Source organism: Sorangium sp. So ce1036, from assembly GCF_051369805.1.
In the GTDB taxonomy this organism is placed as follows: domain Bacteria; phylum Myxococcota_A; class Polyangia; order Polyangiales; family Polyangiaceae; genus Sorangium; species Sorangium cellulosum_F.
In genome coordinates this window covers 4,022,225-4,049,203 of sequence record NZ_JBBMOX010000001.1, presented here as the reverse complement: position 1 = coordinate 4,049,203, position 26,979 = coordinate 4,022,225, and the positions used below count along the sequence as shown (strand labels likewise).

Annotated in this window: 20 protein-coding genes and 1 pseudogene; 15 read left to right on the top strand and 6 right to left on the bottom strand. The window is 73.0% G+C overall.

What is annotated here, in order from left to right:
• The first annotated feature begins 116 nt into the window (after positions 1–116).
• Together WMF31_RS15480 and WMF31_RS15475 are read left to right on the top strand one after the other, a co-directional pair.
• Complete coding sequence (locus WMF31_RS15480; RefSeq protein ID WP_436602683.1) at positions 117–1,529, top strand: spondin domain-containing protein; 1,413 nt, start codon at positions 117–119, stop codon at positions 1,527–1,529.
• A 284-nt stretch (positions 1,530–1,813) separates the two neighbouring features.
• Positions 1,814–2,314 carry a hypothetical protein gene (locus tag WMF31_RS15475; protein WP_436602682.1) on the top strand — a complete coding sequence of 167 codons (501 nt, stop codon included), beginning with the start codon at positions 1,814–1,816 and terminating at the stop codon, positions 2,312–2,314.
• Positions 2,315–2,342: 28 nt separating this feature from the next.
• Here the strand turns inward: WMF31_RS15475 and WMF31_RS15470 are convergent, their stop codons facing one another.
• Entirely contained in the window at positions 2,343–3,500 is a 1,158-nt protein-coding gene (locus tag WMF31_RS15470) for a hypothetical protein (protein ID WP_436602681.1), read from the bottom strand.
• Positions 3,501–3,647: 147 nt separating this feature from the next.
• On the opposite strand from WMF31_RS15470, the gene WMF31_RS15465 reads away from it, so the two are divergent.
• Both WMF31_RS15465 and WMF31_RS15460 read left to right on the top strand, forming a co-directional pair.
• A complete protein-coding gene (locus tag WMF31_RS15465) occupies positions 3,648–4,130 on the top strand; it encodes a peroxiredoxin (RefSeq protein WP_436602680.1) in 483 nt (160 codons plus the stop codon).
• 115 nt (positions 4,131–4,245) lie between these two features.
• Positions 4,246–6,276: a DUF4139 domain-containing protein gene (locus WMF31_RS15460; protein ID WP_436602679.1), complete on the top strand. Its 2,031-nt coding sequence runs from the start codon at positions 4,246–4,248 to the stop codon at positions 6,274–6,276.
• Positions 6,277–6,297: 21 nt separating this feature from the next.
• On the opposite strand, the gene WMF31_RS15455 is transcribed toward WMF31_RS15460, so the two are convergent.
• Positions 6,298–7,140 (bottom strand): MXAN_6577-like cysteine-rich protein, encoded by an 843-nt coding sequence (locus WMF31_RS15455; RefSeq protein ID WP_436602678.1) that lies wholly within the window; start codon positions 7,138–7,140, stop codon positions 6,298–6,300.
• A gap of 517 nt (positions 7,141–7,657) precedes the next feature.
• On the opposite strand from WMF31_RS15455, the gene WMF31_RS15450 reads away from it, so the two are divergent.
• On the top strand, positions 7,658–8,299 hold the full coding sequence (locus tag WMF31_RS15450) for an HD domain-containing protein (RefSeq protein WP_436602677.1): 642 nt from the start codon (positions 7,658–7,660) through the stop codon (positions 8,297–8,299).
• Between the two features lie 10 nt (positions 8,300–8,309).
• Here the strand turns inward: WMF31_RS15450 and WMF31_RS15445 are convergent, their stop codons facing one another.
• Positions 8,310–9,269, bottom strand: coding sequence for a diacylglycerol/polyprenol kinase family protein (locus WMF31_RS15445; RefSeq protein WP_436602676.1), 960 nt, complete (start codon positions 9,267–9,269; stop codon positions 8,310–8,312).
• Between the two features lie 733 nt (positions 9,270–10,002).
• On the opposite strand from WMF31_RS15445, the gene WMF31_RS15440 reads away from it, so the two are divergent.
• The 3 genes from WMF31_RS15440 (at position 10,003) to WMF31_RS15430 (ending at position 15,601) form a co-directional block, all read left to right on the top strand.
• Positions 10,003–13,947, top strand: a complete 3,945-nt coding sequence (locus WMF31_RS15440; RefSeq protein WP_436602675.1) for a M36 family metallopeptidase — start codon at positions 10,003–10,005, stop codon at positions 13,945–13,947.
• Positions 13,948–14,032: 85 nt separating this feature from the next.
• The gene (locus WMF31_RS15435; protein WP_129349235.1) at positions 14,033–14,794 is read left to right on the top strand and encodes a hypothetical protein; all 762 of its coding nucleotides are present in this window, start codon (positions 14,033–14,035) and stop codon (positions 14,792–14,794) included.
• A gap of 381 nt (positions 14,795–15,175) precedes the next feature.
• Positions 15,176–15,601, top strand: coding sequence for a DUF6184 family natural product biosynthesis lipoprotein (locus tag WMF31_RS15430; RefSeq protein ID WP_129349237.1), 426 nt, complete (start codon positions 15,176–15,178; stop codon positions 15,599–15,601).
• Here WMF31_RS15430 and WMF31_RS15425 read toward each other — a convergent pair.
• From WMF31_RS15425 to WMF31_RS15415, 3 genes are read right to left on the bottom strand one after another with little or no spacing between them, the layout of a single operon-like run.
• Positions 15,598–16,710, bottom strand: coding sequence for an enolase C-terminal domain-like protein (locus WMF31_RS15425; RefSeq protein ID WP_129349239.1), 1,113 nt, complete (start codon positions 16,708–16,710; stop codon positions 15,598–15,600). The genes WMF31_RS15430 and WMF31_RS15425 overlap by 4 nt on opposite strands.
• An 18-nt stretch (positions 16,711–16,728) precedes the next feature.
• Positions 16,729–19,800 (bottom strand): FAD-binding and (Fe-S)-binding domain-containing protein, encoded by a 3,072-nt coding sequence (locus tag WMF31_RS15420; protein WP_436602674.1) that lies wholly within the window; start codon positions 19,798–19,800, stop codon positions 16,729–16,731.
• A 39-nt stretch (positions 19,801–19,839) separates the two neighbouring features.
• The gene (locus WMF31_RS15415) at positions 19,840–21,594 is read right to left on the bottom strand and encodes a thiamine pyrophosphate-dependent enzyme (protein WP_436602673.1); all 1,755 of its coding nucleotides are present in this window, start codon (positions 21,592–21,594) and stop codon (positions 19,840–19,842) included.
• 187 nt (positions 21,595–21,781) lie between these two features.
• On the opposite strand from WMF31_RS15415, the gene WMF31_RS15410 reads away from it, so the two are divergent.
• The 7 genes and pseudogenes from WMF31_RS15410 (at position 21,782) to WMF31_RS15380 (ending at position 26,974) form a co-directional block, all read left to right on the top strand.
• Entirely contained in the window at positions 21,782–22,315 is a 534-nt protein-coding gene (locus WMF31_RS15410; RefSeq protein ID WP_129349245.1) for a hypothetical protein, read from the top strand.
• Positions 22,279–22,929, top strand: a complete 651-nt coding sequence (locus WMF31_RS15405; RefSeq protein ID WP_207213619.1) for a vitamin K epoxide reductase family protein — start codon at positions 22,279–22,281, stop codon at positions 22,927–22,929. The genes WMF31_RS15410 and WMF31_RS15405 overlap by 37 nt, the downstream gene beginning before the upstream one ends.
• A gap of 3 nt (positions 22,930–22,932) precedes the next feature.
• Positions 22,933–23,196: pseudogene (locus WMF31_RS15400) on the top strand (SPW repeat domain-containing protein); the annotation flags it as partial.
• Between the two features lie 78 nt (positions 23,197–23,274).
• Positions 23,275–24,297 (top strand): SDR family oxidoreductase, encoded by a 1,023-nt coding sequence (locus tag WMF31_RS15395; protein WP_436606563.1) that lies wholly within the window; start codon positions 23,275–23,277, stop codon positions 24,295–24,297.
• A gap of 312 nt (positions 24,298–24,609) precedes the next feature.
• Complete coding sequence (locus WMF31_RS15390; RefSeq protein ID WP_436602672.1) at positions 24,610–25,131, top strand: DUF1993 domain-containing protein; 522 nt, start codon at positions 24,610–24,612, stop codon at positions 25,129–25,131.
• A 96-nt stretch (positions 25,132–25,227) separates the two neighbouring features.
• Positions 25,228–25,782 (top strand): GNAT family N-acetyltransferase, encoded by a 555-nt coding sequence (locus WMF31_RS15385; RefSeq protein ID WP_436602671.1) that lies wholly within the window; start codon positions 25,228–25,230, stop codon positions 25,780–25,782.
• 202 nt (positions 25,783–25,984) lie between these two features.
• A complete protein-coding gene (locus tag WMF31_RS15380) occupies positions 25,985–26,974 on the top strand; it encodes a hypothetical protein (protein ID WP_436602670.1) in 990 nt (329 codons plus the stop codon).
• Positions 26,975–26,979: the final 5 nt, after the last annotated feature.

Below are 26,979 nucleotides of genomic sequence, written 5' to 3'. Positions count from 1 at the left end.
CCCGTGGCCGCTCCGGTCCCCGGGGCGCGTCGGAGGAACGATCGCTGCCACGCGGCTCGCCGCGGCGGGGGCGATCCAGGTCGCGTCATCTCATTCATTGCTCCTGGAGGATCGTCATGAAGATTCGGAGTCGCGCGCTGTCTGCTTTGCCGCTCGTCCTCACCCTCGCCGCTGCCTGCAGCGATGGCGGCGGCGGCGGTACCACCGGCGCCGATGGCATGGGCGGGGCGGGCGCCGGCGGGGCCGCTGGCGGGGACGCGGCCACGCGCTTCGAGGTGACCCTCGAGAACGTGACGCCCGCGCGGGATTACCGGGTGGCCGGCGTGTTCGACACGCCCGTGGGCGAGCGCATGCCCGGACCGCTCTTCCCCGAGGAGAGCTTCGAATTCCGCGTCGGCGCCCTGCCGGGCGACAGGCTGTCGTTCACGACGATGTTCGGGCAATCGAATGATCTGTTCTATGCGCCCGACGGCGCCGGGATCCCGCTCTACGACGAGGCGGGCAACCCGGTGAGCGGGGACGTGACCGAGCAGGTCCTGCTGTGGGACGCGGGCAGCGAGGCCAACGAGGAGCCGGGCGCGGGGCCGAGCCAGGCGCCCCGACAGACCGGCCCGAACACCGGCGCTCCGGACCCGGACAACACGGTGCGGCCGGTCGAGGATGGCTATACCTACCCGGCGGTCGAGGAGGTCATCCAGGTGACGGTGACGCCGGAGCCGGGCAATGAGTTCACGATCCGGATCACCAACATGTCGGAGGTGGGGACGCTGATGCCCGAGGGCGGGGAGCCGGCCGCCGTGCCGCTGTCGCCGGGGCTCTTCGTGGTGCACACGATGGACAACCCGCTGTTCACGGTCGGGCAGCCGTACCCCGACAACGGCCTGGAGGCGCAGGCCGAGGACGGCAACCCGAGGACGCTGCACGAGGGGGCCATGGCCCGCGCGGGGCTGACCTCGCCGGCGGCGCCGGGCGTCGCGGTGGTGCACGGGGCCGCGGCGCCGCTGTTCCGGTCGGGCGAGGCGGACCGGGGCAAGGGCCTCGAGATGCTGGCCGAGGACGGGAGCCCGGCCACGCTCGCGGGGTCGCTGGAGGCCGAGGTCGGGGGCGAGGGCGGGATCTCGTCGGTGCTGGTCTACGACACGCCCGTGGGCGCCTCGATGCCGGGGCCGCTGCTGCCCGGCGCGACGTTCCGCTTCACGGTGACCGCGCGGCCCGGCGAGCGGCTGAGCTTCGCGTCGATGCTGGGGCAATCGAACGATCTGTTCTTCGCGCCGAGCGAGGAGGGGATCGCGCTGTTCGACGCGAGCGGCGAGCCGGTGAGCGGCGATGTCTCCGACCAGGTCTCGCTCTGGGACGCGGGCACCGAGGCCAACCAGTGGCCCGGCGTGGGCCCCGACCAGGCGCCGCGCCAGGCCGGGCCGCAGAGGGGCGCCGACGATCCCACGGACCAGGTGCGCTCCGTCGATGACGGTTACCTGTATCCTGCGTCCAGCCAGATGCTGAAGGTGACCATCACCCCGGCGCGGTAGCGCGAGCACGAGCGCCAGCGCTGGCCCCCCCTCGGGAGACTCCCTGCACCTCCGTACACCAGAAGCGGAATCCTGGCCGGATGCGCCTCGGTCGGCCTGCCGTGGCCGAGGCGCGCGGCGTGCCAGCGCAGTGCGACATCCCGCCTCGCCTCCCCCGCGGGAAGGCGCCATAAGATCGGCTCCTTCACGCCGGAATGTGGACATGGCGAGCTGGCACGGGTCGTGCGGCGGCGATCGCGGAGCCTGGAGCGACGACGCGCTCAGCGCGCAAGGAGGTCTTCTTCATGGAGAAGCTCGTGATTGGCCTGGTGCAGACCCGCGACGAGGCCGAGGCCGCCGCGGGGCGCATCATCGACTGCGGCTACACGCGGCAGGACATCAGCCTGCTGATGACCGACGCGACGCGGTGCAGGTGCTTCACGATCCCGGACGGGACCACGCCGGCGCACGCGTTCGGCGCCGCGATCGCGATGAGCGCCGTGCTCCCCGGCCTCGGGCTCGTGGTGGCCGGCCCGCTCTCGGCCGCGGTCGCCGACACGATCGCGGGCGGCGGGACCGGCGGCCTGCGCGAGATGCTCCTCGGCGCCGGCGTCCCGAAGCGCTGGGCGGAACGCTACGAGGCAGGCGTCCGGCAGGGCGGCATCCTCGTGAGCGTGCTCGCCCGCACCGACCGCGACGCCGAGCTGCTCAACCTGCTGCTCGACGATCTCCGCAGGAACCCCGAGAACCCCGCGCCGGACGGACGTCACGCCAACGATACGTACGTCCACTCGAAGAGCGCGTAGCGAAGCGCCCCGCAGGCCGGGCGGCGGCTCAGCCGGCGAGCGACCGGAGCCGCGCGCGCAGCATCAGCGCCCCGATGAGATCCTCCTCGGCGTCGGTCCGGCGGGACCAGCCGAGCGACAGGTAGCGCAGGAGCTCGCCGAAGGTCGGCCCCGCGGGCGCGGCGCTCGCGCCGTCGCGCACGATCCAGAGCCGCTCCCCGTCCGGTCCGAGCGCGATCGTGGCCCGCTGCGCCGCGCCGCCGCCGAGCGACGAGCCCAGGAGCCGGGCGATCGGGTAGAGCGCGCGGCCCGCCGCCGCCTCCCAGGCGGGATCGCGCTCGTGGCCGCGGCGCTCGCCCTCGCGGAGGAACCGCAGCGTGCCCTCGATCGCGCCGATCGCGAGCTCCCGGTAGAGGTCCTCCGGATCCGCCGGATCCGCCCAGTCGTACGCGCGCACGAACGCCTCGTACGTGGCGGGCGGGGCGACGCCGCGGACGGGCGCCGGCGGCGCGGGCGCGCCGCGGCCGTCCTCGCGCCGGAGCACCCGGTTGAGCCGCGCCACCTCCGCGGCGATCGACGCCGGCCCCGGCTCGACCAGGCGCACCTCGACGCGGCGCTCCGGCGCGAACAGCCCGGCCACGAGCGCGCCCAGCACCGGCGCGCCCAGCTCGTCCGCGAGGAACGTCGAGCCCCGGTGCGGCCGGATCGCCCGGTCGATCGCCTCCCGCTCCTCCTGCTCGGCCGCGGACTCCGGGAGATCCACCGCGATCTCGACGAGGTCGCTGCGGTCGGGCGTCTCCACGCCGGCCTCCAGGCCCTCCTCGCCCTCCCGCACGAAGTACCGGAGGAACCCGCTCGCCTCGAGGCGCCAGCCGTCGTCGTGGAGGATCTCCTCCGAGTACACGAGCGCGAAGACCGTCGCGCCCGGGCGGCCGAGCTCCGCGGCCGCGTCGAGCACGGCCACGGGCGGAGAGAGCTCGTCCTCGAAGAGCTCGATGAGGTGGTCGAGCTCCTCGCCCGCGCCGGCGCTGGGCTCGCCGCTCGAGTAGTACGCGGCCGAGTAGCCGGGGACGCCCGGCAGCGCCGCGACGAGCAGGCGCGGCGAGGCGACGTCCCAGCCGCCGAGCGCCACGGCGAAGCCCTGCGACAGGGCGCGATCCGGGATCTCGGCGGGTCGGAAGATCAACGCTGCGAACGAGGTGGCCATGGGGCGCCCAGGGTAGCCCATCGCCGGCCCCTGGCCTGGCCCTCGTGACGCTCCACGCGCCTCGCGCCCGCTCCTCCGGGCGCGAGGCGGCCGGGCAGGCCGGCCGCGGGCCTTGGACGCCGCGCGGCGCGTCGGGTAGAGAGCTCCATGTTCGGAAGATCCACGCTGTCCGTCGGCGAGGCCGCGCCCGACTTCAACCTGCTGTCGCAGCGGGGCGAGGTCGTTCGGCTCTCGGATTTTCGCGGCAAGAAGACCGTCGTCCTCTTTTTCTATCCGAAGGACGACACCCCGGGATGCACCGCCGAGTCGTGCTCGTTCCGCGACCGTCACGACGCGTTCGTGGAGGCCGGCGCCGAGGTCCTCGGCGTGAGCGCCGATCCGGCCGAGTCCCACCAGCGATTCGCCGAAAAGCACCGTCTGCCCATGACGCTGCTCAGCGACCCCGGCGGAGAGACCGCCGCGCGCTACGGCGTCAAGCCGCTCCTCGGCCTGCTCCCGGGCCGCGTGACGTTCGTCATCGATCGTGACGGGATCGTTCGACATGCCTTCTCTTCCCAGCTCCGCGCGACCCGGCATGTCGACGAGGCGCTCTCGGTCGTGAGGCAGCTCGAGGCGTCGCAGCGCGGCTGACGCGGGCGGCGGGGCGCGCGCGCCGCCTCGCCCGCCACCGTCGTTGACGCCCCCCGGAGCGGCATTATGAACCCCGGAGGCGAGGCCACCGCACGCCTCCGCCGGGGGGGCGACGATGAAACATGGACTGTGGACGACCGCCACACTGGCAGCCGCGCTGGGGCTGTCCCGGTCAGAGCCCGAGACGGACGCCGCGGCGGACGCGGTGGAGACGGACGCGCTGTCGCTCCGCCGGGTCGTGCTCTCCACGGGCGGCGTCGGATACTTCGAGTACGAGGCGCGCGTGCGCGGCGACGCCGAGCTCCCGCTCGTGGTGCGGCTCGATCAGGTCGACGACGTGCTGAAGAGCATCGTGGCCCATGACGATCGCGGCACGGTCGGGAGCATCACGCTGCCCGGGAGAGAGCCGCTGCGCGATCTGTTCCGCGAGCTCCCGTTCGACGAGGGCGCGCTCGAGTCCGAGGCCGCCCTGCTGAACGCCCTGCGCGGCGCCGAGGTCCGCGCCTCGGGGCCGCGAGGGGCCGTGGTCGGGCGGATCGTCGCGGTCACCCCGGTGCAGGCCGCGCTGCCGGGCGGAGGCTCGGAGAACCGGCACCGGCTCGCGCTGATGTCGGACGGGGCGCTGAAGCAGGTGGTGCTGGAGGAGCTCGCGGGCGTCGAGCTCGTCGAGGAGCGGCTGCGGCAGCAGGTCGGCGCGGCGCTCGTGGGGCTCGCGCGGCAGCGCGAGCGGGGCCGGCGCGAGCTCGTGGTGCACGCGCGCGGCGAGGGCGAGCGCGTCGTCCGGGTGGCCTACGTCGCCGAGGCGCCGCTCTGGAAGACGTCGTACCGGCTCACGATCGCGGCGGACCCGGGCGCGAGGACCGGCGCGCTCTCGGGGTGGGCCGTCGTCGAGAACCAGAGCGGCGCCGACTGGAAGGACGTGGACTTCACCCTGGTGTCGGGCGACCCGGTGACGTTCCGCCAGGCGCTCTACGAGCTCTATTATGTGGACCGGCCGGAGGTGCCCGTCGACCTGGCCGCGCGGGTGCTGCCGCGGCTCGACGAGGGCGCCGCGGCGATCACGGCGCGGGCCGCGCGGCTCGCGCGCTACCGCGCCGGCGCGCCGCGCGGCGAGGGCGGGACGGCGGGGCCGCCCGCGCCGGCGGGCCCGGCCGGCGCGCCGGAGCGCGAGGAGGCGGCCACGCAGGTGACGTTCCATTTCCCCGCGCCCGTGACGATCCCGAGCGGGCAAACCGCGCTCCTGCCGATCGTCGAGCGCGAGATCCCGGTCGAGCGGATCTGGCTCTACCAGCGGGAGGCGAGCGCGCGCAGCCCGCTCGCCTCGGCGCGGCTGCGGAACGACGGCGACACGAGCCTGCCCCCCGGGGCGGTGACGATCTACGAGCGCTCGGGCCGGGGGGCCGTCACCCACGTCGGCGACGCCCTGCTCGCGGCGCTCCCGCCGGGGGAGTCGCGGATCGTGAGCTTCGCCGTGGACCGGAAGGTGCGCATCGACCGGGAGGAGAAGAAAGAAGAGGCGCTCGCGCGCGCCAGGATCCAGGACGGCGTGCTGGAGCTCGTCCGGACCGCGCGGCGGGTGACGGTCTACACGATCGTGGGCGCCGCGCGCGAGCCGCGCGTCGTGGTCATCGAGCACCCGCGCGTCGCCGGCTGGGAGCTCGCCGAGCCGCGGGAGGGCGTCGAGGCGACCGGCGACCGCTACCGGATCCGCCGCGCGGTCGCGGCGGGCGAGACGGCGCGCCTCACGGTCGCGCTGGAGCAGCCGATCTCCACGACGATCGCGTTGACGGGCCTGACCAGCGAGCAGATCGAGGTCTACATGACCTCGCGCGAGCTCCCCGAGGCGCTGCGCGCGGTGTTCGCGCGGATCGCGGAGCTCCGGGCCGCCATCGCCGACCGGCAGCGCGCGCTCTCGGCGCTGGAGTCCGAGCTCGCCGCGCTGCGCGCGGAGCAGGAGCGCGTGCGCGAGAACCTGAAGGTCGTCCCCGCGGGGAGCTCGCTCCAGGCGCGCTACCTGAAGGTGCTGAGCGAGCAGGAGGACCGGATCGCGGCGGTCACGGGGAAGCTCCGGGGCGCGCGGGAGGCGGTGGCGAGCGCGGAGCGGGCGCTCGCCGAGTACGTGCGGGGGCTGTCGCTCTCGCCCTGACCCCGGCGCGCGCCGCGATCCCTACTGGCAAATTCCTCGGATGCACATCTGGCCGTCCGAGCAACCAGCGCCGCACGCCCCGCAGTGGTCCTCATCGCTGGTGAGGTTCACGCACTGGCCGTCGCAGTAGGCCAGACCGGCGTTGCAGGTGCACTCTCCGGCAGTGCAGAAGGCTCCTCCCGAGCAGGTATTGCCGCACTCCCCACAGTTGAACTGATCGAGGTTCGTGTTGACGCACGCCGGGTCGCAATAGGTTTGCCCCGCCAGCGGGCACGTGCATACGCCGGCCTGGCAGGTCGAGAGCCCCTCGCACGTGGTGCCACAGGCGCCACAGTTCGCGCTGTCCGTCTGGGTGTCCACGCACTCGGAATCGCAAACGGTCTCGGACGGGGCGCACGAGATCCCCCCGTCGCCGCCTGCGCCGCCCGCGCCGCCCGCGCCGCCAGCGCCGCCAGCGCCGCCGACGCCGCCCTCGCCGCCGACGCCGCCCTCGCCGCCGACGCCACCCTCGCCGCCGACGCCACCCTCGCCGCCGACGCCACCCTCGCCGCCGACGCCACCCTCGCCGCCCTCGCCGCCCTCGCCGCCCTCGCCGCCTGCGCCGCCCTCGCCGCCTGCGCCGCCCTCGCCGCCGACGCCCCCCTGACCCCCAGCGCCGCCGCCCTCACCCGCGCCGCCGGCCCCGCCCTGACCCGTGCCGCTACCTCCGCCGCTGCCGCCCGTGCCCGTGGTGGTGGACGCTGACGCGGTGCTCGTGTCCGCCGTCCCGCTATCGCTGCCACCGCACCCGATCACTCCTCCCGAACAGACGCCCACACCAGCCATCCACCCCAGGAACACCATCCAACCGTGTGTACGATGCATCTCGTCCTCCAGACGTGACCAGAGAAGGCCTCACAACATGTCCTGTTATAGGCAGCCTCGACGACTGCCAAGGATCACTGTCGCGGCACGCTCCGCGCGCGGCTCAGCTTTCTTTTGCGCCAGCTCGGAGCAAGGTGACATTCGTCTGGAGGACCACTCCATCGGTCGCGGCGAGGCTGCCAGAGCGCGTCTACAGCGATGAGGCCAGCATGGCAGACAGGCGAGCTCCTCGGCGGCCGCCGGCCCTCCAGGGCGCGACGCCGCGTGGCGACGATGTCTGTCGCGCCCTCTCCTCCTCGCTCACGCACACCCACACGACGAGAGCGCGCGGGGACCTGCCCGAACCGGGCCGGCTCATCCATGAGCTCGACCGAGGAGGCCGATCCTCGGCCGGATGGGGCCGTACCAGCGGGTCGCCAACGTCCAGGGGTCCCACGGTGATCCGCGTGTGCCTGCGCGAGACGCTGGAGTCCTCGCTCGCCGTCGTCCCCCGGGCGTGATGTATAAGGGGCGGAGGATGAGAGACTGGGAAGCGCTCTTCGTGAAGAAGCTCGAGGGGACCGATCTCGGCCCGGATCCGGCCCACGATCTGGCCCATTTCACGAGGGTGGTCGCCACGGCCAAGGCGCTCGCCGCGGACGAGGGGGCCAGGATGGAGGTCGTCGTGCCCGCGGCCTGGTTGCACGATCTCGTGAACGTCCCCAAGAACGATCCGAGGCGCGCGCAGGCGTCGCGGCTCTCCGCGGAGGAGGCGCTGCGCTTCCTCCGGAGCGTCGATTACCCCGAGGCCTCCCTCCCGGACATCGCCCACGCCATCGAGGCCCACAGCTACAGCGCCGGAGTCGAGCCCAGGACGCTCGAGGCCAGCGTCGTGCAGGACGCCGACCGCCTCGACGGCCTGGGCGCCATCGGGATCGCCCGCTGCTTCGCCGTGAGCGGGATGCTCGGCACGCGCTTCTACGACCCCCAGGATCCCTTCGCCGCCCGGAGGCCGTGGAACGATCGCGAGAACGGCATCGATCACTTCTACGTGAAGCTGTTCAAGACCGCCGACAGCCTGAGGACCGCGGCCGGCCGCCGCGAGGGCGCGCGGCGTGCCGAGTTCATGAGACAGTACCTCACCCGCCTCGCCCTCGAGATCGGCGACAGCGCACCGTGAAGCGCCGAGGTCAGCCGGCGCCCGCGAGCGTTACTGCAGTAGCGACGGCGACCGGGATGGTGAAGTTGTCGTCCAGCCGCGACGAGAACAGCTCCGTGGCGGCGCCGGCCAGGCCGGCGACCGCGGCCAGGAACAGCCGGGAGGAGAGCGACGCGGGGCCGAGCGCGCCGAGCACCGCGAAGGCGCTGAGCCCGCCCACCACGAAGAACGCGAGCGTCCCCTCCAGCGACCGGTTCTCGAGCAGCCGCGTGCGGCCGAACCGGCGACCGATGTAGGCCGCCGCCGGGTCGGCCACCGCGAGCACCACGATCGCGAGCGACTGGCTCAGCCGCGTCCCGAACAGCGCCAGCAGAAAGAGCGCCGTCATGTACCAGGTCGACGAGTTCACCCGGTAGCGCTCGTGCGGGTGCGCCACGAGCCGGAACAGCCGCATCAGCCGCTCGTTCACCCGCTCGCTCACCCGGCGCGCGATCTCCAGCGACCACGCCGCCGCCGCGAACGCCCCGCTCAGGGCCGCGAGCCAGCCGCGCTCCGGCAGGAGCTGGACCAGCCCGAGCACCGCGAGCCCGGAGCCCACGTGCCACAGGCTGCGCGCATGGTTGGTCGGCCGGACGCTCGGCGGCGCGGCGACGACGCCCCGCAGCGTCAGCGCCAGCGACTCGTACGCGGGCTGCACCTCCCGCTGGAACGCGATCCACGCCGCCTTGGGCGAGGGCGTCCGGGTCGGGGTCGCCCGCTCGACCGCGGCGAGCAGCGCGCCGAGCCGCTCGCGGAGCCGGTCGAGCCGGCCGCCCGCGTCCTCGCGCTCGGCGGCCACGACGAGCTCGCGGAGCCGCGACGCCACCCGGTCGACCCGGGCCCGGACCTCGGGCTCGTCCTGGAAAACGAAGACGGAGGGATCGACCTGTCGAAGAAGAGCGCAGAGCTCTTCGGAGATGAGCTTGGTCTCGACGTGCAGGGCGTGGGTCACGGTTCGCCTTGGGGAAGCTAATGCGCGGGAGGGGAGGTTCGTGTCAGCGGTTCGTCATACCCGCGGGTGAGCCAGGTCGCGAAAGCGGGGCCCGGGTCGTAGCGGAGATCGGGGAGAAGGGGAAGACGCCGGGCGGGAGCGAGCGGGCCGCACAGCGCAGGCGGCGGCCGGGCGCGACCCTGGGGGCGGGTCCCGAGGGCGCCCCGTTGCGCCGGGGACGCCGAACGGGTCGACGCTCGTCCAGCTTCGACCGCCGTGCCCCCCGGAGCCGTCGCGGCGCGGGCCGAGAGCGTGGGTTGCCCCCCACGCCGTTCCGTCTCGCCTGCTCCGCCCGATTCGCATGCTCGAAGCGCCAGGATGAGCGCATGTTGAAAGCAGCCTCACGCGCTCCGCCCGACTCCCATGCTCGAAGCGCCAGGATGAGCACATGTTGAAAGCAGCCTCACGCGCTCCGTCCGACTCCCATGCTCGAAGCGCCAGGATGAGCGCATGTTGAAAGCAACCTCACGCGCCTCGCCCGACTCCCATGCTCATCGTGACAGGGTGAGCGCGCGCTGAAAGGAGCCTCACGACCGTGTGCAAGAGCTGCGTCATCGAGCTTTCCTTGCACGCGCGCTGCGGCTAGGGTGCGCCCCAGTCGCGGACTCGACGGTGGGCGCGGGGGCGCCCGGGACGCGGCGCGGGACTCGCGTGCTCGTGTCCGCTCAGGTGTCGTTCCTTCGGAGGTCGATGCATGAAGGTTTCGGTTCGGTCTACCGCGCTCTTGTTCGTGCTGCTCGCCGGCCCCGCCGCCCACGCGCGGGAGCGACCGAACTACGATGCCTACCTCAAGGCGCCGCCGGCCTTGCCGCCCAGCGTGGCGCGCGTCACGCCGCAGGACGACGCGGGCGCCGTCGTCGCGTCGACCGATCCGCAGCGCGGGGTGCCGACGTTCGTGTGGGCCACCGCGCCGGAGCGCCGCCCGCCCGCCGCGACCCACGGCACGCCGGAGGCCGCCGCCCGCTGGCACCTCGAGCGCCACGCGCACCTCTATCGCCTGCCGAAGGCCGCCCTCGACACGGCCGTCGTGCGGCACATCCACGACATCGGCCGCGGCGGCATCCTCGTGACGCTGGGCCAGGAGGTCGACGGCGTCCCGGTCTTCCGCAGCGAGGTCAAGGTGCTGATGAAGCGCGATCTCGCGCTCGTCGCCCTCGGCGGCAACCTGCACGCGTCCGCCGTCCCCCTGCCGCCCGGCGCCGGCTCGCTCAGGCCCGGCTCGAAGCGCAGCCGCGCGTTCACCGGCTCGCCGGGCCAGGCGGTCGCCCGCGCCGTGCGCGACGCCCACCGCGTCGACATCAAGCCCTCCGACCTGCGCGAGCAGGCCGCGCCGAAGGACGGCTATCGCCTGTTCGATCTCGGAGACACCGCCCGCACGCGCGCCGTCGACCTGCGCTTCACCCGGCCGGCGCGCGTCAAGAAGGTGCTCTTTCCCCTGCCCGACCGGCTCGTGCCAGGCTACTTCGTCGAGCTCGTCTCGGGCCTCGCCCACAGCACGAGCTCCGAGGCGTACGCGTGGGTGTTCGCGGCCGGCGACGGGCGGCACCTCTACCGGGAGAACCTCTCCCACGCCGCCTCGTTCGATTACCGCGTCTGGGCCGAGGGCCACGGCAAGCACACGCCGCTCGACGGGCCGATCGAGGACCTCTCCCCCCACCCGACCGGGCAGCCGGACGGCGTGACGCCGCGGTTCATCGCGCCGAACCTCCTCTCCATCCACGGCCTCAACACGAACCCGGAGGGCGACGCCGATCCGTGGCTGCCGGCCGACGCGACCGAGACCCGCGGCAACAACGTCGACGCCTACGCCGACCACCACGCGCCGGACGGGTTCTCGAGCGGCGATACGCGCGCGACCCTCACGGGGCCGCGGGCCTTCGATCACGTCTACGACCCGGCCGCCGCGCCGCTCGACGGGCCCGAGCAGGTGATGGCGGCCGTCACCCAGATCTTCTACGTCACGAACTGGCTCCACGACTGGTACTACGACTCCGGCTTCAACGAGGCCGCCGGCAACGCCCAGCTCGACAACCTCGGCCGGGGCGGGCTCGACGGCGATCCGCTCCTCGCGGAGGCGCAGGACGACGCGCCGGGCGAGAGCCGCGACAACGCGAACATGGACGCGATGTACGACGGCGCGTCGCCCCGGATGCAGATGTACCTCTGGTCCGGGCCGGAGCAGAGGTCGCTGAGCGTCACGCCGCTCAACGCGAGCTACGCGTCGAACACCGCCTCGTTCGGGCCCGACCGCTACGAGGTCACCGGCGAGCTCGCGCTCGCCGAGGACGACGCCGAGCCGCGGGGCGACGCGTGCGGGCCGATCACGAGCGACGTGGTCGGCAAGATCGCCCTGGTCGACCGGGGCGGGTGCCCCTTCTCCGAGAAGGTGCAGAACGCGGAGGCCGCGGGCGCGATCGGCGTGATCATCGCCAACGACGAGGCGCGCGACGGCGCGCCGCGGCTCCACGGCGACGCGCCCGAGGTGCAGGCGCCGGCCCAGAGCGTCTCGCGAGAGGACGGCGACGCGCTCAAGGCGGCGCTCGCCCGCGCGAGCGCGCCGCTCACCGCCACCATGACCCGCGAGCTCGGCGTGGAGCGCGACGGGACCATCGACAACACGATCGTGGCGCACGAGTGGGGGCACTACATCCACCTGCGCCTCGTCGCGTGCGGCACGCAGATGTGCGGCGCGGAGAGCGAGGGGTGGGGGGACTTCATCGCGCTCCACATGGCGCTGCGCGACGGCGACGACCTGGACGGCGCGTACCCGCTCTCGGGCTACGGGAGCGCGGCGCGCGGCGACAGCTACTTCGGCATCCGCCGCGCGCCCTACTCCATCGACTTCACGCGCAACGGGCTGACGTTCAAGCACATCTCCGACGACGCGCGCCTCCCCGACCACCCGCGGAGCCCCACGGTCCCGGAGAACTCCGAGGTGCACAACGCCGGCGAGGTCTGGGCGAGCATGCTGTTCGAGGCCTATGTCGGGCTGATCCGGCACGGCAGGAGCCTCACCCCGCCGCGCGCGTTCGAGGAGAGCCGGCGGCGGATGTCCGATTACATCGTGGCCGGCATGAAGCTCGCGCCGGCCAACCCGACGTTCACCGAGCAGCGCGACGCCATCCTGGCGGCGGCGATCGCCAGCGACCGGGACGACTTCCTCGCGCTCGCGGAGGCGTTCGCCCGGCGGGGCGCCGGCACGTGCGCCGTGTCGCCGCCCACCGACTCGATCGATCTCGCCGGCGTGGTCGAGGGCTTCAAGGTGCAGCCCGACGTCGTGCTGGTCCGCGCGGAGCTCGACGACAGCGCGCGCTCCTGCGACCGCGACGGGCAGCTCGACGCGGAGGAGTCCGGCACGATGACGATCGAGGTCGCGAACCGCGGCGGCGCGCCGCTGACCGACGCGGTGGCCTCGCTCGAGGCGCCGGGCGGCGCGGTGACGTTCCCGGAGGGCGGGCGGGTGTCGTTCGGCGACATCGCGCCGTTCGCGACGGGCGCCGCGACCGTGGCGGTGAAGCTCGATCGCTCGGTCGAGGCGTCCGAGGATCTCGCGCTCCGCCTCACGCTGAAGAGCGCGGAGGCGTGCACGCCCGCGCGGGTGGAGGCCCTCTCGCGGCGCGTGAACTTCGACGAGATCCCGCGGTCGTCGGCCGTCGACAGCGTGGAGACCCCGAGCACGACCTGGACCGTGGAGGGGCAGTCGGCCGAGCTGGTCTGGTCGCGCGCCCAGGGGGAGGCGCCGAACCGGGTGTGGCGCGGCGTCGCCCTGGCGAGCGTCGCCGACGCGGCGCTGGTCTCGCCGCCGCTGGAGGTGAGCGCGGCCGGGCGCCTCGCGCTGTCGTTCACGCACCGGCACCAGTTCGAGGCGAGCGACGGCGTCCACTGGGACGGCGCGGTGATCGAGATCAGCGCCGACGGCGGGGAGACCTGGGAGGACATCGCGCGCCACGCGGACCCGGGCTACGGCGGGAGGATCGGCGACGAGTCGGGCAATCCGCTGGGCCGGCGGCGGGCCTTCGTCGGCCAGAACCCCTCGTGGCCCGGGGCGGACCGGGTGTCGGTCGACCTGGGGACCGCGTTCGCCGGCAAGACGGTGCGGGTGCGGTTCCGCGTGGGCACGGACGAGGCCGCGGGCGACATCGGCTGGGAGCTCGACGACATCGGGTTCGAGGGGCTCAAGAACAAGCCGTTCGCGGCGATGGCCGAGGACGCCGCGTCCTGCCAGGGCGGGCCGGTGGCCGACGCGGGGGCGGACCAGACCGTCGCGATCGGGGACGTGGTGGAGCTCGACGCGTCGGGGAGCTCGGATCCCGAGGAGGATCCGCTGACGTACTCCTGGAGGCAGACGGCGGGGCCGGACGTCGAGCTGGTCGGCGAGGGCGCGCACGTGACGTTCGTGGCGCCCGACGTGGCGGAGGAGACGGCCCTCGCGTTCGAGGTGACGGTCAGCGACGGGAGCCTGGAGGCGACCGATCAGGTGAGCGTCGTGGTGGATCCGGCGATGCGGGAGGCGTCGTCGGAGGGGTGCAGGTGCACGTTCCCGGGAGACGCGCGGTCGCGCGCGCCGCTCGGGGGGCTCGGGGCGGTCGCGGGGCTCGGGGCGGCGGCGGCGCTCGCGCTGCGGCGGAGGCGCGGGTAGGAGCGTCCGTTGACGGGGCCGAGCGCGCAAACCCATGTTCACCTCGCGGCGCCACGCTCGCCGGCGAAGGGGGGGACAGGACACCATGGCAGCGAGGACATCCATGACCGTCCGCGTGCAATCCGTGGACGGGAAATACCTCGGCGACGACATCGGCGGAGCGCTCGTGTCGATCCGGAATGCGCGGACTGGCAGGGTGCTCGCGGAGGGCGTGACACGCGGCGACAACGGGGAGCTGATCACGCGCTACAGAGAAGGGGCGTCGCTCGCGACCATCGTGGCGGACGGCCAGGAGCCGACCCTCCTCTGGCTGGCCCCTGGGCCGAAGACGGCGTCGTTCCACGCGAGCCTGGCGCTCGACGAGCCGACGGTGCTCGAGGTCTCGGCCCATGGGCCGCTCGGCGGGCTGCAATCGGCCGTCCGGGTCTCGACCGAGGTGGCCGTCGTGCCGGGGCAGGAGATTGACGGGCTCGTCCTGCTCGTGCCAGGGCTGCTCGTGCAGGTGATGAGCCCGGCCACGCACGCGGCGGTCTCCAGGCCATCCGCCACGATCACGCTCTCGGCGAACGTCACCCTGATGTGCGGTTGCCCGATCACCACGAGGCCGATCGCCCCCGCCGAGGTGCCGCTCTGGCCCCCCTCCGACTTCGAGGTCCATGCCTTGATTTGCAGGGTGGGCGACGCCTCTCCGGTCACGGTGCCGCTCTTGTACGTGGAAGGGAGCACGAGCCTGTTCCAGGCGGAGTATACGGTCGACGCGCCCGGCGACTACGCGGCCACCATCGTCGCTTACCAGCCGCGGACCAGGAACGCGGGAATGGGGAAGGTGACCTGGTTCATGCGCTGAGCAGGAGCGCTCACCCCACGGACGTTGCCGTTCGCGCGCGCGGTCCAGGAGGCAGTGGTGCGTCGACCGCGATGTCGGCCACGCCCCGCTGCCCCGTGGTCAGCGCGGCCGGCTCGGCGCCGCATGGGCTCGAGCGCCCATGGCCGCGTCCGGCGGCCGGCAACCGTGGACTCCACGCGCGAGCGGGCTCCCCCCGCGGCCGTGCACGCCTTGCCTGGCCGAGCCCCGCCTACCCGCCCGGTCAGGCGACCGGTGCGCATGACGGAGACAGCGCGCGGCCGCCCGATCCGGGACACGCGGCGATCCGCGAGGCCCCGCGGGCGGAGGCACGGGGATCGCAAGGAGGCGCGGTGCGCACGAGGAGTGGCGAGAGGGGGAATCATGCGAACGATCGTCGGAAGACCGGTGGTGGGCCCGATCCTGATGGCCGGAGTCAGCCTGCTCTCCGCGGCGTGCGGGGGCGGCGAGGGCGCGGGCGCGCGGGCGCCGGACAGCATCGAGGGCGAGGCGCCGGTGCCGGTCGGCAGCGCGGTGGACAGCATCGTGGCGGCGCGGTGCGACCGCGAGGCGCGGTGCAACAACATCGGCGCCGACCGGGAGTATGCGAACCGTGACGCCTGCGACTCCAGCGTTCGCTCCGAGTGGCGCGACGAGCTGACCTTCGGCGAGTGCCCGGGCGGCATCGACGCCAAGGAGCTGAACGAGTGCCTGGAGGCGATCCGCGACGAGGAGTGCGGCAGCCCGCTCGACACCCTCGGGCGGCTCGCCGCGTGCCGCGCCAGCGATCTCTGCCGCGAGGGGCGCTAGACCCCGGCCACCGCGAAGCGCGCGGCGTCCGCGCGCTTCAGCTCGAGCCCCAGCCCCGGACGGGACAGGTCGGGCGCGAGCGCCCCCGCGCGCGGGCGCGGCGCCCCGTCGAAGAGCAGGGCCTCGACCCTCACGTGATCGTGAAAGTACTCGAGGTGGCGCGCCGGCGTGAGCGCGCAGCACGCGTGGACGTGGATCGACGGCGCGGTGTGCGACGAGAGCGGGATCGCCCGCGCCCCGCAGAGCGCCGCGGCCCGGACGAACCCGGTGATCCCCCGGCAGCGGGTGGCGTCGGCCTGGAGCACGTCGACGGCGGAGGCGTCCAGCATCCGGCGGAAGTAGACGAGATCGTACCCGTACTCCCCCGCCGCGATATCCATCCCCGCCGGGCCGCGATCGCGGAGCAGCCGCAACCCCTCGAGATCGTCCGAGCTCACCGGCTCCTCGAACCAGCGCACGTCGAGCCGGGCGAACGCCTCGGCGAGCGCGAGCGCCTGCTTTCGCGCGTACGCCCCGTTGGCGTCGACGAACAGGCCCACCCCGGGCCCCACCGCCTCCCGCGCGGCCTCCACGCGGCGCGCGTCCTCGGCCGGCTCCCGGCCGACCTTCATCTTCACCATGCCGATGCCGTCGTCGCGCCACCCGGCGAGCTGCTCCTTCAGCTCCGCGATCGCGTACGAGGTGAACCCGCCGCTGCCGTAGACCGGGATCGCGTCCCGGACCGGACCGAGGAGGCGGACGAGCGGGAGATCGAGCAGGCGCGCCTTGAGATCCCAGAGCGCCGTGTCCACGGCCGCGATCGCGCAGGACGCGATGCCCGGCGCGCCGGCGTTGCGGACCGCGCGGACCATCCGGTCGTGCGCCGCGCTCACCGCGAAGGCGTCCACGCCCTCCACCGCGGGCGCGAGCGTGTCCCGGATGAGCCGGCCGACCGCCGCGGGCGCGTAGGTGTAACCGAGGCCCCGGCGCCCTCCCCCGGTCACCTCGGCCACGACGCAGATCGTGTGATCCCAGGTGAACGTCCCGTCCGACTCGGGCCGATCCGTGGGGATCCGGTACGCCGAGACGTCGACCCGCTCGACCGGCCCGCCTCCGCGGAGATCGTTCATCGCCTCGAGCCCTCCGCGTCAGCGCCGCAGCCACCCCCGCCGCCACGAGATCCCCAGGGCGAGCGCGGCCGAGAGCAGGACGGCGGCCGCCGGCAGGGCGCGGGGCCGCGGCGCCCTGGCCGGCGCCATTGCGCCATGGCCCGCGCGCCGGGACCGCCGGAGCGCGAGGTGCAGCACCTCCGCCACGTGGAGCGGCCGCCGCCCCGTGCCCTCCTCGATCTGACCGCGGCAGCTGAACCCGCTGGTGACGACGAGCGTGCCCGCGCCCGCGCGCCGCACCGCCGGCAGCAGCACGCGCTCGCCCACCGCCTGCGAGATCTCGTAATGCCGCGCCTCGTACCCGAACGACCCGGCCATCCCGCAGCAGCCCGCGTCGAGCACCTCGCACTCCACCCCTGCCCTCCGGAGCAGCTTCGCGTCCGCGTCGGACCGGAGGACCGCCTTCTGATGGCAGTGGCCGTGCAGGACCGCCCTCTCCCCGTCGAGCCGCGGCGGCGCATACCCGATCTCGTCGAGGAGCTCGCTCAGCAGGTATGTCTGCTCGCGCAGGCGGCGGGCGGTCTCGTCGTGCGGGAAGAGCTCCCCGAGCTCGTCCCGGAAGACCGCGACGCAGCTCGGCTCCAGGCCCACGACCGGGATCCCCGCGCGGGCCACGGGGCGCAGGGCGTCGAGGATCTCACGGAGGGCCGACTTGGCCCGATCGAGCATCCCGTGATCGTAGAGCGGCCGGCCGCAGCAGAGGGAGCGCCGCGGCACGATCACCCGGTAGCCCGCGTCCTCCAGGACCTCGACCGCCGCGACGGCCACCTCCGGATGAAAGTGGTCGTTGAACGTGTCCGGCCACAGGATCACCGGCGGCCGCTCCCGCGCGCCCGCGGGCGCCGGCCGCGCGAAGAACCACCGCTTGAAGGTCCGCCGCGCGAAGGTCGGCATGGAGCGCTGGGGCGCGATCCCGCCGAGGCGCTTCAGCGCCGCGCCGAGCCAGGGGACCCGGAAGACCGCGTTGACGAGCCCCGGGGCGAGCGAGGCGAGCCGCGCCCAGGTCCGGATGAGCCCCATCGAGTACGCCGCCATCGGCCGCCGGTGATGCTCGTAGTAATGCGCGAGGAACTCCGCCTTGTACGTCGCCATGTCGACGTGCACCGGGCACTCGCCCTTGCAGCCCTTGCACGCGAGGCAGAGATCGAGCGCGTCCCTGACGTCCGGGTTGTCCCAGCCGAGCGGCGTCTCCTCGCCCTGGAGCATCTCGAAGAGCAACCTCGCCCGGCCGCGCGTCGTGTGGATCTCCTCCCGGGTCACCATGTAGCTCGGGCACATGGTCCCGCCGTCGAGCTTCCGGCACTTGCCCACGCCGACGCAGCGGAGCGTGGCCTCGGCGAAGCTGCCGTGGTCGTTGGGATACCGGAAATGGGTCTCGAGCGAGGGCGGATCGTACCCGGTGCCGAGGCGGAGGTTCTCGTCGATGCCGTACGGGTCGACGACCTTCCCCGGGTTCATCTTCCAGCGCGGATCCCAGATGGCCTTGAACTCCCGGAACGCCGCGACCAGCTCCTCGCCGTACATCTTCGTGAGGAGCGCCGCGCGCGCCTGGCCGTCGCCGTGCTCGCCGGACAGCGAGCCGCCCAGCGAGAGCACGAGATCGGCCGCGTGGTTCACGAACTCCAGGTACCTGTCGATCCCCGGGCGCGTCTTCAGGTCGAAATCGATCCGGGTGTGAACGCACCCCTGGCCGAAGTGGCCGTAGAGGGAGCCCTTGTAGCCGAAGCGATCGAGCAGCCCGCGGAGCCTGGGCAGGTACTCGGCGAGCCGCTCCGGCGGGACCGCGGAGTCCTCCCAGCCCGGCCACGCCTCCCTCATCCCGGGGACGTGGGCCGTGGCCGCGAGGCCGGACTCGCGGACCGTCCAGAGCTGCTCCTGCTCGCCCTCCTCCTCGCAGAGCCGCATCGCCGGCGGGCGCCGGGCCCGCTCGAGCCGGCTCATCAGCGCGCGCGCCCTGTCCCGCGCCTCCGCCCTCGTCTCGCCGCGGAACTCGGCCATGAGCCAGCCCCGGCCCTCGGGCAGGAGCCCCGTGGCCTCGCGCTGCAGGCCCTTTCGCCCCAGGAAATCGACGAGCTGCTCGTCGATCCCCTCCAGCCCGGAAGGGCCGGCGCCCCGGACCTCGACGAGGTGCTCGCCCGCGCTGTAGACGTCCGGATACCCCAGCACCAGGAGGACGCGCTCGCGGGGGCTCGGGATGAGGCGCAGCAGCGCCTCGAGGACCACGACGCACGTCCCCTCGCTGCCCGCGAGCGCGCGGCCGACGTGAAACCCCTTCTCCGGCAGCAGGTCGTCGAGGTTGTACCCCGAGACCCGCCGCGGGAGGTCGGGGAACCGCGCGCGGATCAGCCGGGCGTACCGGTCCCGGAGCGCGCGGAGATCCGCGTAGAGCCGCCCCCGCGGCCCGCCCTCGCCGAGGATCCGGTCGAGCTCGTGATCCGGAGTCGGCCCGACCCGGAGCACGTGGCCCTCGTACGTGAGCACGGTCAGCTCCTCGACGTAATCCGCGGTCCGGCCCCCGCTGGATCCATTCATGATCGAGTGGACTCCGCAGGAGTTGTTGCCGATCATGCCGCCCAGCGTGCACCACCTGTGCGTCGAGGGGTCGGGGGCGAAGGTCAGCCCGTGCCGCTGGGCCTGGCCCCGGAGGTCGTCGAGGAGCGCCCCGGGCTGCACGCGGCAGAGCCGCCGCGCGGGATCGATGTCGAGGACGCGGCCCATGTACTTGGAGAAGTCGAGGACGACGGCCACATTGCAGGTCTGACCGGCCAGGCTGGTGCCCGCGCCGCGGGGGAGGACGGGCGCCCCGTGGCGCCGGCAGGCGGCGACGGCGGCGACCACGTCGCCCGCGCTCCTCGGGAGGACGACGCCGAGGGGGACCTGGCGGTAATTCGAGCCGTCGGTCGAGTAGACCGCGCGAGACTCGCTGTCGAAGCGGACCTCGCCAGAGATCGCCGCCCGGAGCTCGGCCTCCAGATCCGCGATATCGTGCGCTGCGACGGGGGCCTGCCGGCGGTCGTCGCGACCGCGGCGGAGCGGGACCAGCATCACCATGGAGCACCTCGCGATGAAACAGCGCCCGGAGAACGGCGCTCAGAAGAGATCACGGACCTTGCTGCGGAACAGGGTGAGGGCGATCCTCCCCCGGTTCGGCTGGCCGCGCGCCAGCGACTCGGCCATGTGCAAGGCCTGCTTTGGCTTGACCATGGAGGGCATCGGCGCCTCGAACGGGTCGACGACCGCCTCGACCAGCGCCGGGCCGTCCGCCTGGAAGGCCGCGCCGAGCGCCTTCTGGACCTCCTCGGGCCGCTCGCAGCGGAACCCCGAGGCCCCGCACGCCTCGGCGACCCTGACGAAATCGATGGGGTGGAGCTCGCAGCCGTACTCGGGGTTGCCGAGAAAGACCATCTGCTCCCACTTGATCTGGCCGAGCGTGTTGTTCTTGATCACGATGATGCGAATGGGGAGCCTGTACTTGGCCGCCGTGGCGAGCTCGCCCATCAGCATGGTGAGCCCCCCGTCGCCGATGAAGGCGACGACCTGGCGCCCCGGGTACGCCGCCTGCGCCGCGATCGCGTAGGGCAGGCCCGGCGCCATGGTGGCGAGGTTGCCGGAGCACGAGAACTGCTGGCCGCGGCGGAGCCGGATGCTCCGCGCCGCCCACGTGGTGATCGTCCCGCTGTCGGTCGTGATGATCGCGTCGTCGGTGAGGAACGAGTTCAGGGCGCCGGCCACGACCTGGGGCTTGAGCGGGGCGTCCGGCCGCGACTCGCGATCGCGCATCAGCTCCCACCACTCGCGCATCCGGAACTGGGCGAACTCGAGGAACGAGCGGTCCTCTCGCCGCCGGAGCAGCGGGAGCAGCGCCCGGAGCGTCTCCTTGGCGTCGCCCGCGAGGCCCACGTCGATGTCGTAGCGCAGCCCGATCCGCGCCGGGTCGCGGTCGATCTGCACCGCCCTGGCCTGGCCCGCCTGGGGGTAATACTCGAGGTACGGGAAGCTGGTGCCGACCATCAGGAGGGTGTCGCACTCCTCCATCGCCATCTCGGACGGGCGCGTCCCGAGCAGCCCGAGCCCTCCCGTGGTGTACGGCGACTCGTCGCTCACCACCGCCTTGCCGAGCAGCGCCTTGATGATGGGCGCCGCGAGCCGCTCGGCGAGCTCCTCGAGCAGATCGCCGGCGCCGAGCGCCCCCCGCCCGGCCAGGATCACCGTCCTCTTGCCGCGGTTGAGCAGCTCCGCCGCCTCGCCGAGCCGCTCCGCCGTGGGGACGCGGACGGGGCGTGTCCAGACCGAGGACGTGTGCCCCGGGACCTTCTTGTCCGAGGGCTCGTCCGCGGAGATCTTCTGGTCCTGGAGATCGACGGGCACCGTGATGTGCGCGACCCCCTCCCGGGCGAGCGCGGCCCGGCACGCGGCGTCCACCAGCATGCGCGCCTGCGCGGCGCCGACGAGCATCTGGTTGTAGACGGCGACGTCCTTGAAGAGCGCGAGGAGGTCGACCTCCTGCTGGTACTGGCTGCCCAGGAGATCGTGGTAGGTCTGGCCGGTGATGGCGAGCACGGGCGCGCCATCCATCTTCGCGTCGTAGAGCCCGTTGAGCAGGTGAATCGCGCCCGGCCCGGACGTCGCGAGGCAGACCCCGAGCCGCCCGGTGAACTTCGCGTAGCCGCACGCCATGAAGGCGGCCGCCTCCTCGTGCCGCACCTGGATGAACCGGATCTTCTCCTGCCGTGTCCGGAGCGCCTCCATGAGGCCGTTGATGCCGTCGCCCGGCAGGCCGAACACGGTGTCCACGCCCCACGCGATCAGCCGGTCGATCAGCACGTCCGCCGTGGTCTCCGCCATGAGATGACTCCCCTCGTCCGCTCGACACCCAAGGTCCGCGCCGGCCCGCCGCGCACGCCAGCCCGCGCGCGAGCGTCACCGGAGCGCTCGCATCACGCTCGCAGCAACGGATGTGCCCCGAGGTGGTGGGCGAGGGGCATGACCTCTGCACGGCTCGCGGCGCGGGGATCCCCTGCCGGGAGGCGAGATGAAACATGACGCGATCGTTCACGCCGCGGGAGGCGTGCTGGGCGGCACCGTGGGCACGGCGCTGATGCTGAAGGGCATGAAGGCGAGCCAGAAGCTGCCCGAGCGGCTGAAGCCTCCCCCGGTGCGCAGGGATCCGGGCGAGTTCATGGTGTCGCGCGTGGAGCAGCTCCGGGGCGCGCCGCTGCGGCGCGGGCTGCACGACGCGCTCGCGCGGGGGATGCACTGGGGTTACGGGGCGACGAGCGGCGCGCTCTTCGGCCTGGCGACGAGCCGGCTCCGCCTGCGGACCCTCCCCGCCGCCCTGCTCGCCGGCTCCGTGATGGGGACCGCGGTGTGGGCCGTCGGCTACATCGGCTGGCTCCCCGCCGCGAAGCTGACACCGCCGGTGTGGCGGCAAGGCGCGCGGCGCGTCGCGGTGTCGGTCCTCGGCCACATGGCGTTCGGGATCGTCAGCGCGATCCCCGTGCTGCTCCTGGATCGGAGGAGAGCGGAGCCGTGGTGGAGACGCGCCCTGAAGCGGATCGCCCGCTGACCGGCGGATCCGGCGAGCAGCTCCCCCGCGCCGGCGGAGGCAGGTCGGGGCGCGCCGCGGGGACGGGCGAGCTCCCGCCTGGATGGGACACGAACCCCTCGGCGTGGAGGGAGCGACTGCCCATCATCGGGCTCGCCCTGGCCGGCCTGGCGATCGCGGCGTACCTGGGTCTTTACCAGATCCGCGTCCTCGACGACGTGTGGGAGCCGTTCTTCGGGGACGGGAGCCGGGCGGTGCTCGACTCGAAGCTCTCGCGGGTCGTCCCGATCCCGGACGCGTGGCTGGGCGCCTTCGGCTACCTGCTCGACGCGGTGACAGGCCTCGTCGGGGGGCGGGCGCGCTACCGGACCATGCCCTGGATCGTGACGCTGTTCGGGATCGCGGTGGGGCCGCTCGGCCTCGTCAGCGTCGCGCTGGTGATGGCCCAGCCGCTCGTCGTGGGCCGCTGGTGCACGCTGTGCCTCGTGACGGCCGTGATCTCGGTCCTGATGATGGGGCCGGCGCTCGACGAGGTCCTGGCGAGCCTGCAACACCTGCGTCGGGTCCGCGAAGGCCGCCGCGCCTCGCTGTGGAGCGCCTTCTGGGGTCGCCGGGAGGCGCTGGGAGGAGCCTGAGTCATGTGGGGATCGATCCTCAGCGCCGCCGTCGGGATCTGGCTCATGATCGCGCCGGCGGCCCTCGATTACGGGGCGCCGGCGTCGACCAGCGATCGCATCGTCGGCCCGCTGCTCGCGACGGTGGGCCTAGTCGCCCTGTTCGAGGTCGCGCGCCCGCTGCTCTGGGTGAACCTCGCCCTCGGCCTGTGGCTGGTCGCCGCGCCGTGGGCGCTCGGGTTTCCGGCGGACGCGCGCTGGAACAGCCTGGCCTGCGGCGCGGCGGTCGCCCTGCTCTCGCAGGCGCGCGGTCGGTCTACGCGGCGGTACGGGGGCGGCTGGACGGCGCTCTTCCGGCCGGAGCGGATGGCCCGCGCGGCCGAGGACGCGGGCCATGGCGATCGCCGGCGGGTCGTGGTGATCACGGGCGCGTCGGCCGGGGTGGGCCGCGCCGCCGCGCGGGCGTTCGCCGCGCGGGGGGCGCGCGTCGGGCTGCTCGCCCGCGGGGTCGACGGCCTCGAGGGCGCGCGGCGCGAGGTCGAGGCGGCCGGGGGCGAGGCGCTGGTCCTGCCCGTCGACGTGGCCGACGCCGCAGCGGTCGAGCGCGCGGCCGCGGAGGTGGAGCGGGTGCTCGGCCCCATCGACGTGTGGGTCAACAACGCGATGGCCTCGGTGTTCTCGCCCGTGAGCGAGATGCGGCCCGAGGAGTACCGGCGGGTCACGGAGGTGACCTACCTCGGGTACGTCCACGGCACGCTCTCCGCGCTCCGGCGGATGCGGCCGCGCGACCGCGGCGTGATCGTCCAGGTGGGCTCGGCGCTCGCGCACCGCGCGATCCCGCTCCAGTCGGCCTACTGCGCCGCGAAGCACGCGATCAAGGGGTTCACCGAGTCGCTGCGCTGCGAGCTCTTCCACGACCGCAGCCACGTCCGGGTCACCCTGGTGGACATGCCGGCGCTCAACACGCCGCAGTTCGAGTGGGTGAAGACCCGGCTCCCTGGGCGGCCCCAGCCGGTGCCGCCGATCTTCCAGCCCGAGGTCGCGGCGGACGCGATCGTCTTCGCGGCCGATCACGGGGAGCGAAAGATGATGTGGGTCGGCCTCCCCACGGCCAAGGCGGTCCTCGGCAACCGGATCATCCCGGCGCTGCTCGATCGGTATCTGTCCAGGAAGGGATACGACAGCCAGCAGACCGACGAGCCGGTGCCCGAGGGCCGGAGGGACAACCTCTGGGCGCCGGTGCCCGGCGATCACGGGGCGCACGGCCGCTTCGACGCGCGGGCGCGGGCGCGGTGCGCGGGGCTCTGGGTCGCCAAGCACCGGGGCGCCGCGGCCGTGGCCGCGGCGGTGGTGGCCACGGCGCTCGTGGGCGCGCTGGCCGCGTCGTGAGGGCGTCCTCCGCGGCCGGGAGATGCGAGAGCATGGATGGGTGGGGCCATCCATCCTGCACGGAGGCTCCGAGAGATACTCCCATGTCGAGCGACAGGAACTCTACCTGACGCTCCACACCATCCCGATCCCTCGCCTTGCGGGCTCGCGGCTGGAGTACCCGCTCGTGACGGGAACGAAGCCGGAGGAGATTTTACCGGAGGCTTGACACATCGGGCTGGCCGTCGGCTACGCTACCGTCTCCGGGATGCTCAGGAGGGGCACGCGTCAGGTTATACCCGTCACCCCTCAGGCACCTTGACTGGAGGCTTCATGTCCGTCTCCTCGATCGCTTCGGCCGTGGAAATATTCGCAACGCGTCTGAGCACGCTAGAGCACCTCCTGAAGACCGGGGCTACCCACTTCCCCAATGATGGAGACGCCTACCTGACCAGGCGCCTGGCCGTCGACATGCACCCTCTAGGGACCCAGGTCGCGTTCACCTGCAATCAACCGCGCAACTTCTCGCTGTGGCTCAATGGCGCACCCACAATCGACCTGGATCCCCATGTCGAATCGCTGGCCACGGCCCTCCGATACATCGAAGAAACAAAGGACTTGCTCAGGGCAGTCACCGCGGACGACGCAGCGCTCTCGACCCAGAAGCGCCTTGAATTAGGCGCCGGGCTCTACGCGGATCTCACAGGGCATCAGTACCTGCACGACTTCCTCATGCCCAACTTCTACTTTCACCTGGTCACCGCCTACTCAATACTACGGATGTCGGGCGTCCAAATCGGAAAGCGTGACTACATGGTCCACCTGATCCCGCATGTGACACGGAGTGCGACCTGACCAGCCGAGGAGCGGACGCCTCCGCGCTGCGCGCTCCGGCGACGCTCATCGGCGCGCTGGGCAGGCCCGGCGTCGTCGCGGCATGTCGAGAGACAGATGAACATATCCATCATTGACGCATGGCGCACGCGGGAGGCGCGTGAGTTCTTCCGGAACGTTTGGCCAATGTATGTCCACGAGATCTCCCGCTTCGACACGAGCTTCTACGCGCTGGACGAGACCGGTCGATGGCAACCGGACATCGTCGACGATTGGGTCTCAAGCGTGACGCCGCCCGGCAACCTGCGAGCTCCGCAGTCGGACCAGGACCCAATGCAGCCGTTCCAGCGAACGCACGTCATCACGAGCGACACCCGACCGGTCGGGTTCGTGTGTATTGGGCTACGACCGTTCAGACACATGCCGGACGACGTCGATTTCACCATCGCGGAGCTCTTCTTGATCCACGCGAGCCGTGGGACCGGCGCGGGCCGCCATGCGCTCCAGTTACTGCTCCATCGGTATCCAGGGCGGTGGCACCTCCGTGCCATACATGACAACGCTCGGGCGATCCGATTCTGGACCAAGACGCTTCCGCTCCTCGGAGTGCGAGACCTTGGAACACGGCACGAGGGCGGCGACGTGACCTGGCGGTTCGTGGCAGAGAGTTGAAGTGCGCCAGGCTGGCGAACGCTCCAATGAACCCGACGGCGCTTCGCGTCGCGGGTGATTCGGTCGTCGGGCCGACGTACCGTGGCGTGGAACGCTGTGGCCACTCCCCTCCGCCATGGCGCCGCCGCCCCCTGGGCTGGAGCTCTCCTCGCGCTCTCCCGTCATTTCGCGTCGGCATGGGGCGTGCCCAACACCGGGCATCATGCCGACACTCGAGCATAACGCCCTCGTCGAGATGTTCCGTGGGCGCCCGGAGCTCGCGCCCCACGTGCTCGCGACGCTCTTCCACGTCGAGGTGCCGCCGCACGCCTCGGTCGCGGTGGTCGAGTCGTCGCTCGACCAGCTCATCCCGGCGGAGTTCCGCGCGGACCTGGTGCTCGAGCTGCGCGACGCGAACGGCGCGCTCGTGCTGGCGATCGTCCTCGAGGTCCAGCGCGACGTGGATCCGGACAAGAAGTTCTCGTGGCCGACGTACGTCACGGGCGTGCGCGCCAGGAGGCGCTGCGCCACGGTCGTCCTCGTGGTCGCGCCGGACGCCGGCGTGGCCGCCTGGGCGGCGGAGAGCATCGACGTCGGCCTGGGCCTCGGCACCGTCACGCCGCTGGTGCTGGGTCCGGCCGTCGTCCCCGAGATCACCAATCCGGCCGTTGCGGAGAAGGAGACGGAGCTCGCCGTGCTCTCGGCGGTGGCGCACGGCAACGGGCCGAACGGGCTCACCGTGGTCCAGGCGGCGCTCGCGGCCCTGGGCCGGCTCGACCAGGAACACGCGATGGTCTATTTTCAGCTCATCTGGGACGGGTTGCGCAAACCCATGCAGCAGGCTCTGGAGGCGTTGGTCATGGAGCGGCAGATCGAAGGCGAGGCGAAGCTTCCCCCGTTCGTGCAGAGGCTCATCGATCGCGGCAAGCTCGAGGGCATGCGTGAGGGAGAGCTCAAGGGCATGCGTGAGGGCAAGCGCGAAGGCATGCGTGAGGGAGAGCTCAAGGGCATGCGTGAGGGCAAGCGCGAAGGCATGCGTGAGGGAGAGCTCAAGGGCAAGAGGGAGACCCTGCTGCGGCTGCTTGCGCGCGCGGGGATCGTCCTCGCCGAGAACGAGAGCGCGCGCATCCAGACATGCTCGGACATCGCGACCCTCGACCGCTGGCTCGAGAACGTCCTCGGGGCGAAGACTGCCTCCGACGTGCTCGCCTGACGGGT

Excerpts from the sequence above, each read along its gene's own strand:
- WMF31_RS15450 (WP_436602677.1), top strand. The coding sequence starts at position 7,658 with ATGAGAGACTGGGAAGCGCTCTTCGTGAAGAAGCTCGAGGGGACCGAT.
- WMF31_RS15475 (WP_436602682.1), top strand. The coding sequence starts at position 1,814 with ATGGAGAAGCTCGTGATTGGCCTGGTGCAGACCCGCGACGAGGCCGAG.
- WMF31_RS15410 (WP_129349245.1), top strand. The coding sequence starts at position 21,782 with ATGAAACATGACGCGATCGTTCACGCCGCGGGAGGCGTGCTGGGCGGC.
- WMF31_RS15470 (WP_436602681.1), bottom strand. The coding sequence starts at position 3,500 with ATGGCCACCTCGTTCGCAGCGTTGATCTTCCGACCCGCCGAGATCCCG.
- WMF31_RS15455 (WP_436602678.1), bottom strand. The coding sequence starts at position 7,140 with ATGCATCGTACACACGGTTGGATGGTGTTCCTGGGGTGGATGGCTGGT.
- WMF31_RS15415 (WP_436602673.1), bottom strand. The coding sequence starts at position 21,594 with ATGGCGGAGACCACGGCGGACGTGCTGATCGACCGGCTGATCGCGTGG.
- WMF31_RS15460 (WP_436602679.1), top strand. The coding sequence starts at position 4,246 with ATGAAACATGGACTGTGGACGACCGCCACACTGGCAGCCGCGCTGGGG.
- WMF31_RS15430 (WP_129349237.1), top strand. The coding sequence starts at position 15,176 with ATGCGAACGATCGTCGGAAGACCGGTGGTGGGCCCGATCCTGATGGCC.
- WMF31_RS15465 (WP_436602680.1), top strand. The coding sequence starts at position 3,648 with ATGTTCGGAAGATCCACGCTGTCCGTCGGCGAGGCCGCGCCCGACTTC.
- WMF31_RS15380 (WP_436602670.1), top strand. The coding sequence starts at position 25,985 with ATGCCGACACTCGAGCATAACGCCCTCGTCGAGATGTTCCGTGGGCGC.
- WMF31_RS15435 (WP_129349235.1), top strand. The coding sequence starts at position 14,033 with ATGGCAGCGAGGACATCCATGACCGTCCGCGTGCAATCCGTGGACGGG.
- WMF31_RS15385 (WP_436602671.1), top strand. The coding sequence starts at position 25,228 with ATGAACATATCCATCATTGACGCATGGCGCACGCGGGAGGCGCGTGAG.
- WMF31_RS15425 (WP_129349239.1), bottom strand. The coding sequence starts at position 16,710 with ATGAACGATCTCCGCGGAGGCGGGCCGGTCGAGCGGGTCGACGTCTCG.
- WMF31_RS15390 (WP_436602672.1), top strand. The coding sequence starts at position 24,610 with ATGTCCGTCTCCTCGATCGCTTCGGCCGTGGAAATATTCGCAACGCGT.
- WMF31_RS15395 (WP_436606563.1), top strand. The coding sequence starts at position 23,275 with ATGGCCCGCGCGGCCGAGGACGCGGGCCATGGCGATCGCCGGCGGGTC.
- WMF31_RS15440 (WP_436602675.1), top strand. The coding sequence starts at position 10,003 with ATGAAGGTTTCGGTTCGGTCTACCGCGCTCTTGTTCGTGCTGCTCGCC.
- WMF31_RS15480 (WP_436602683.1), top strand. The coding sequence starts at position 117 with ATGAAGATTCGGAGTCGCGCGCTGTCTGCTTTGCCGCTCGTCCTCACC.
- WMF31_RS15420 (WP_436602674.1), bottom strand. The coding sequence starts at position 19,800 with ATGGTGATGCTGGTCCCGCTCCGCCGCGGTCGCGACGACCGCCGGCAG.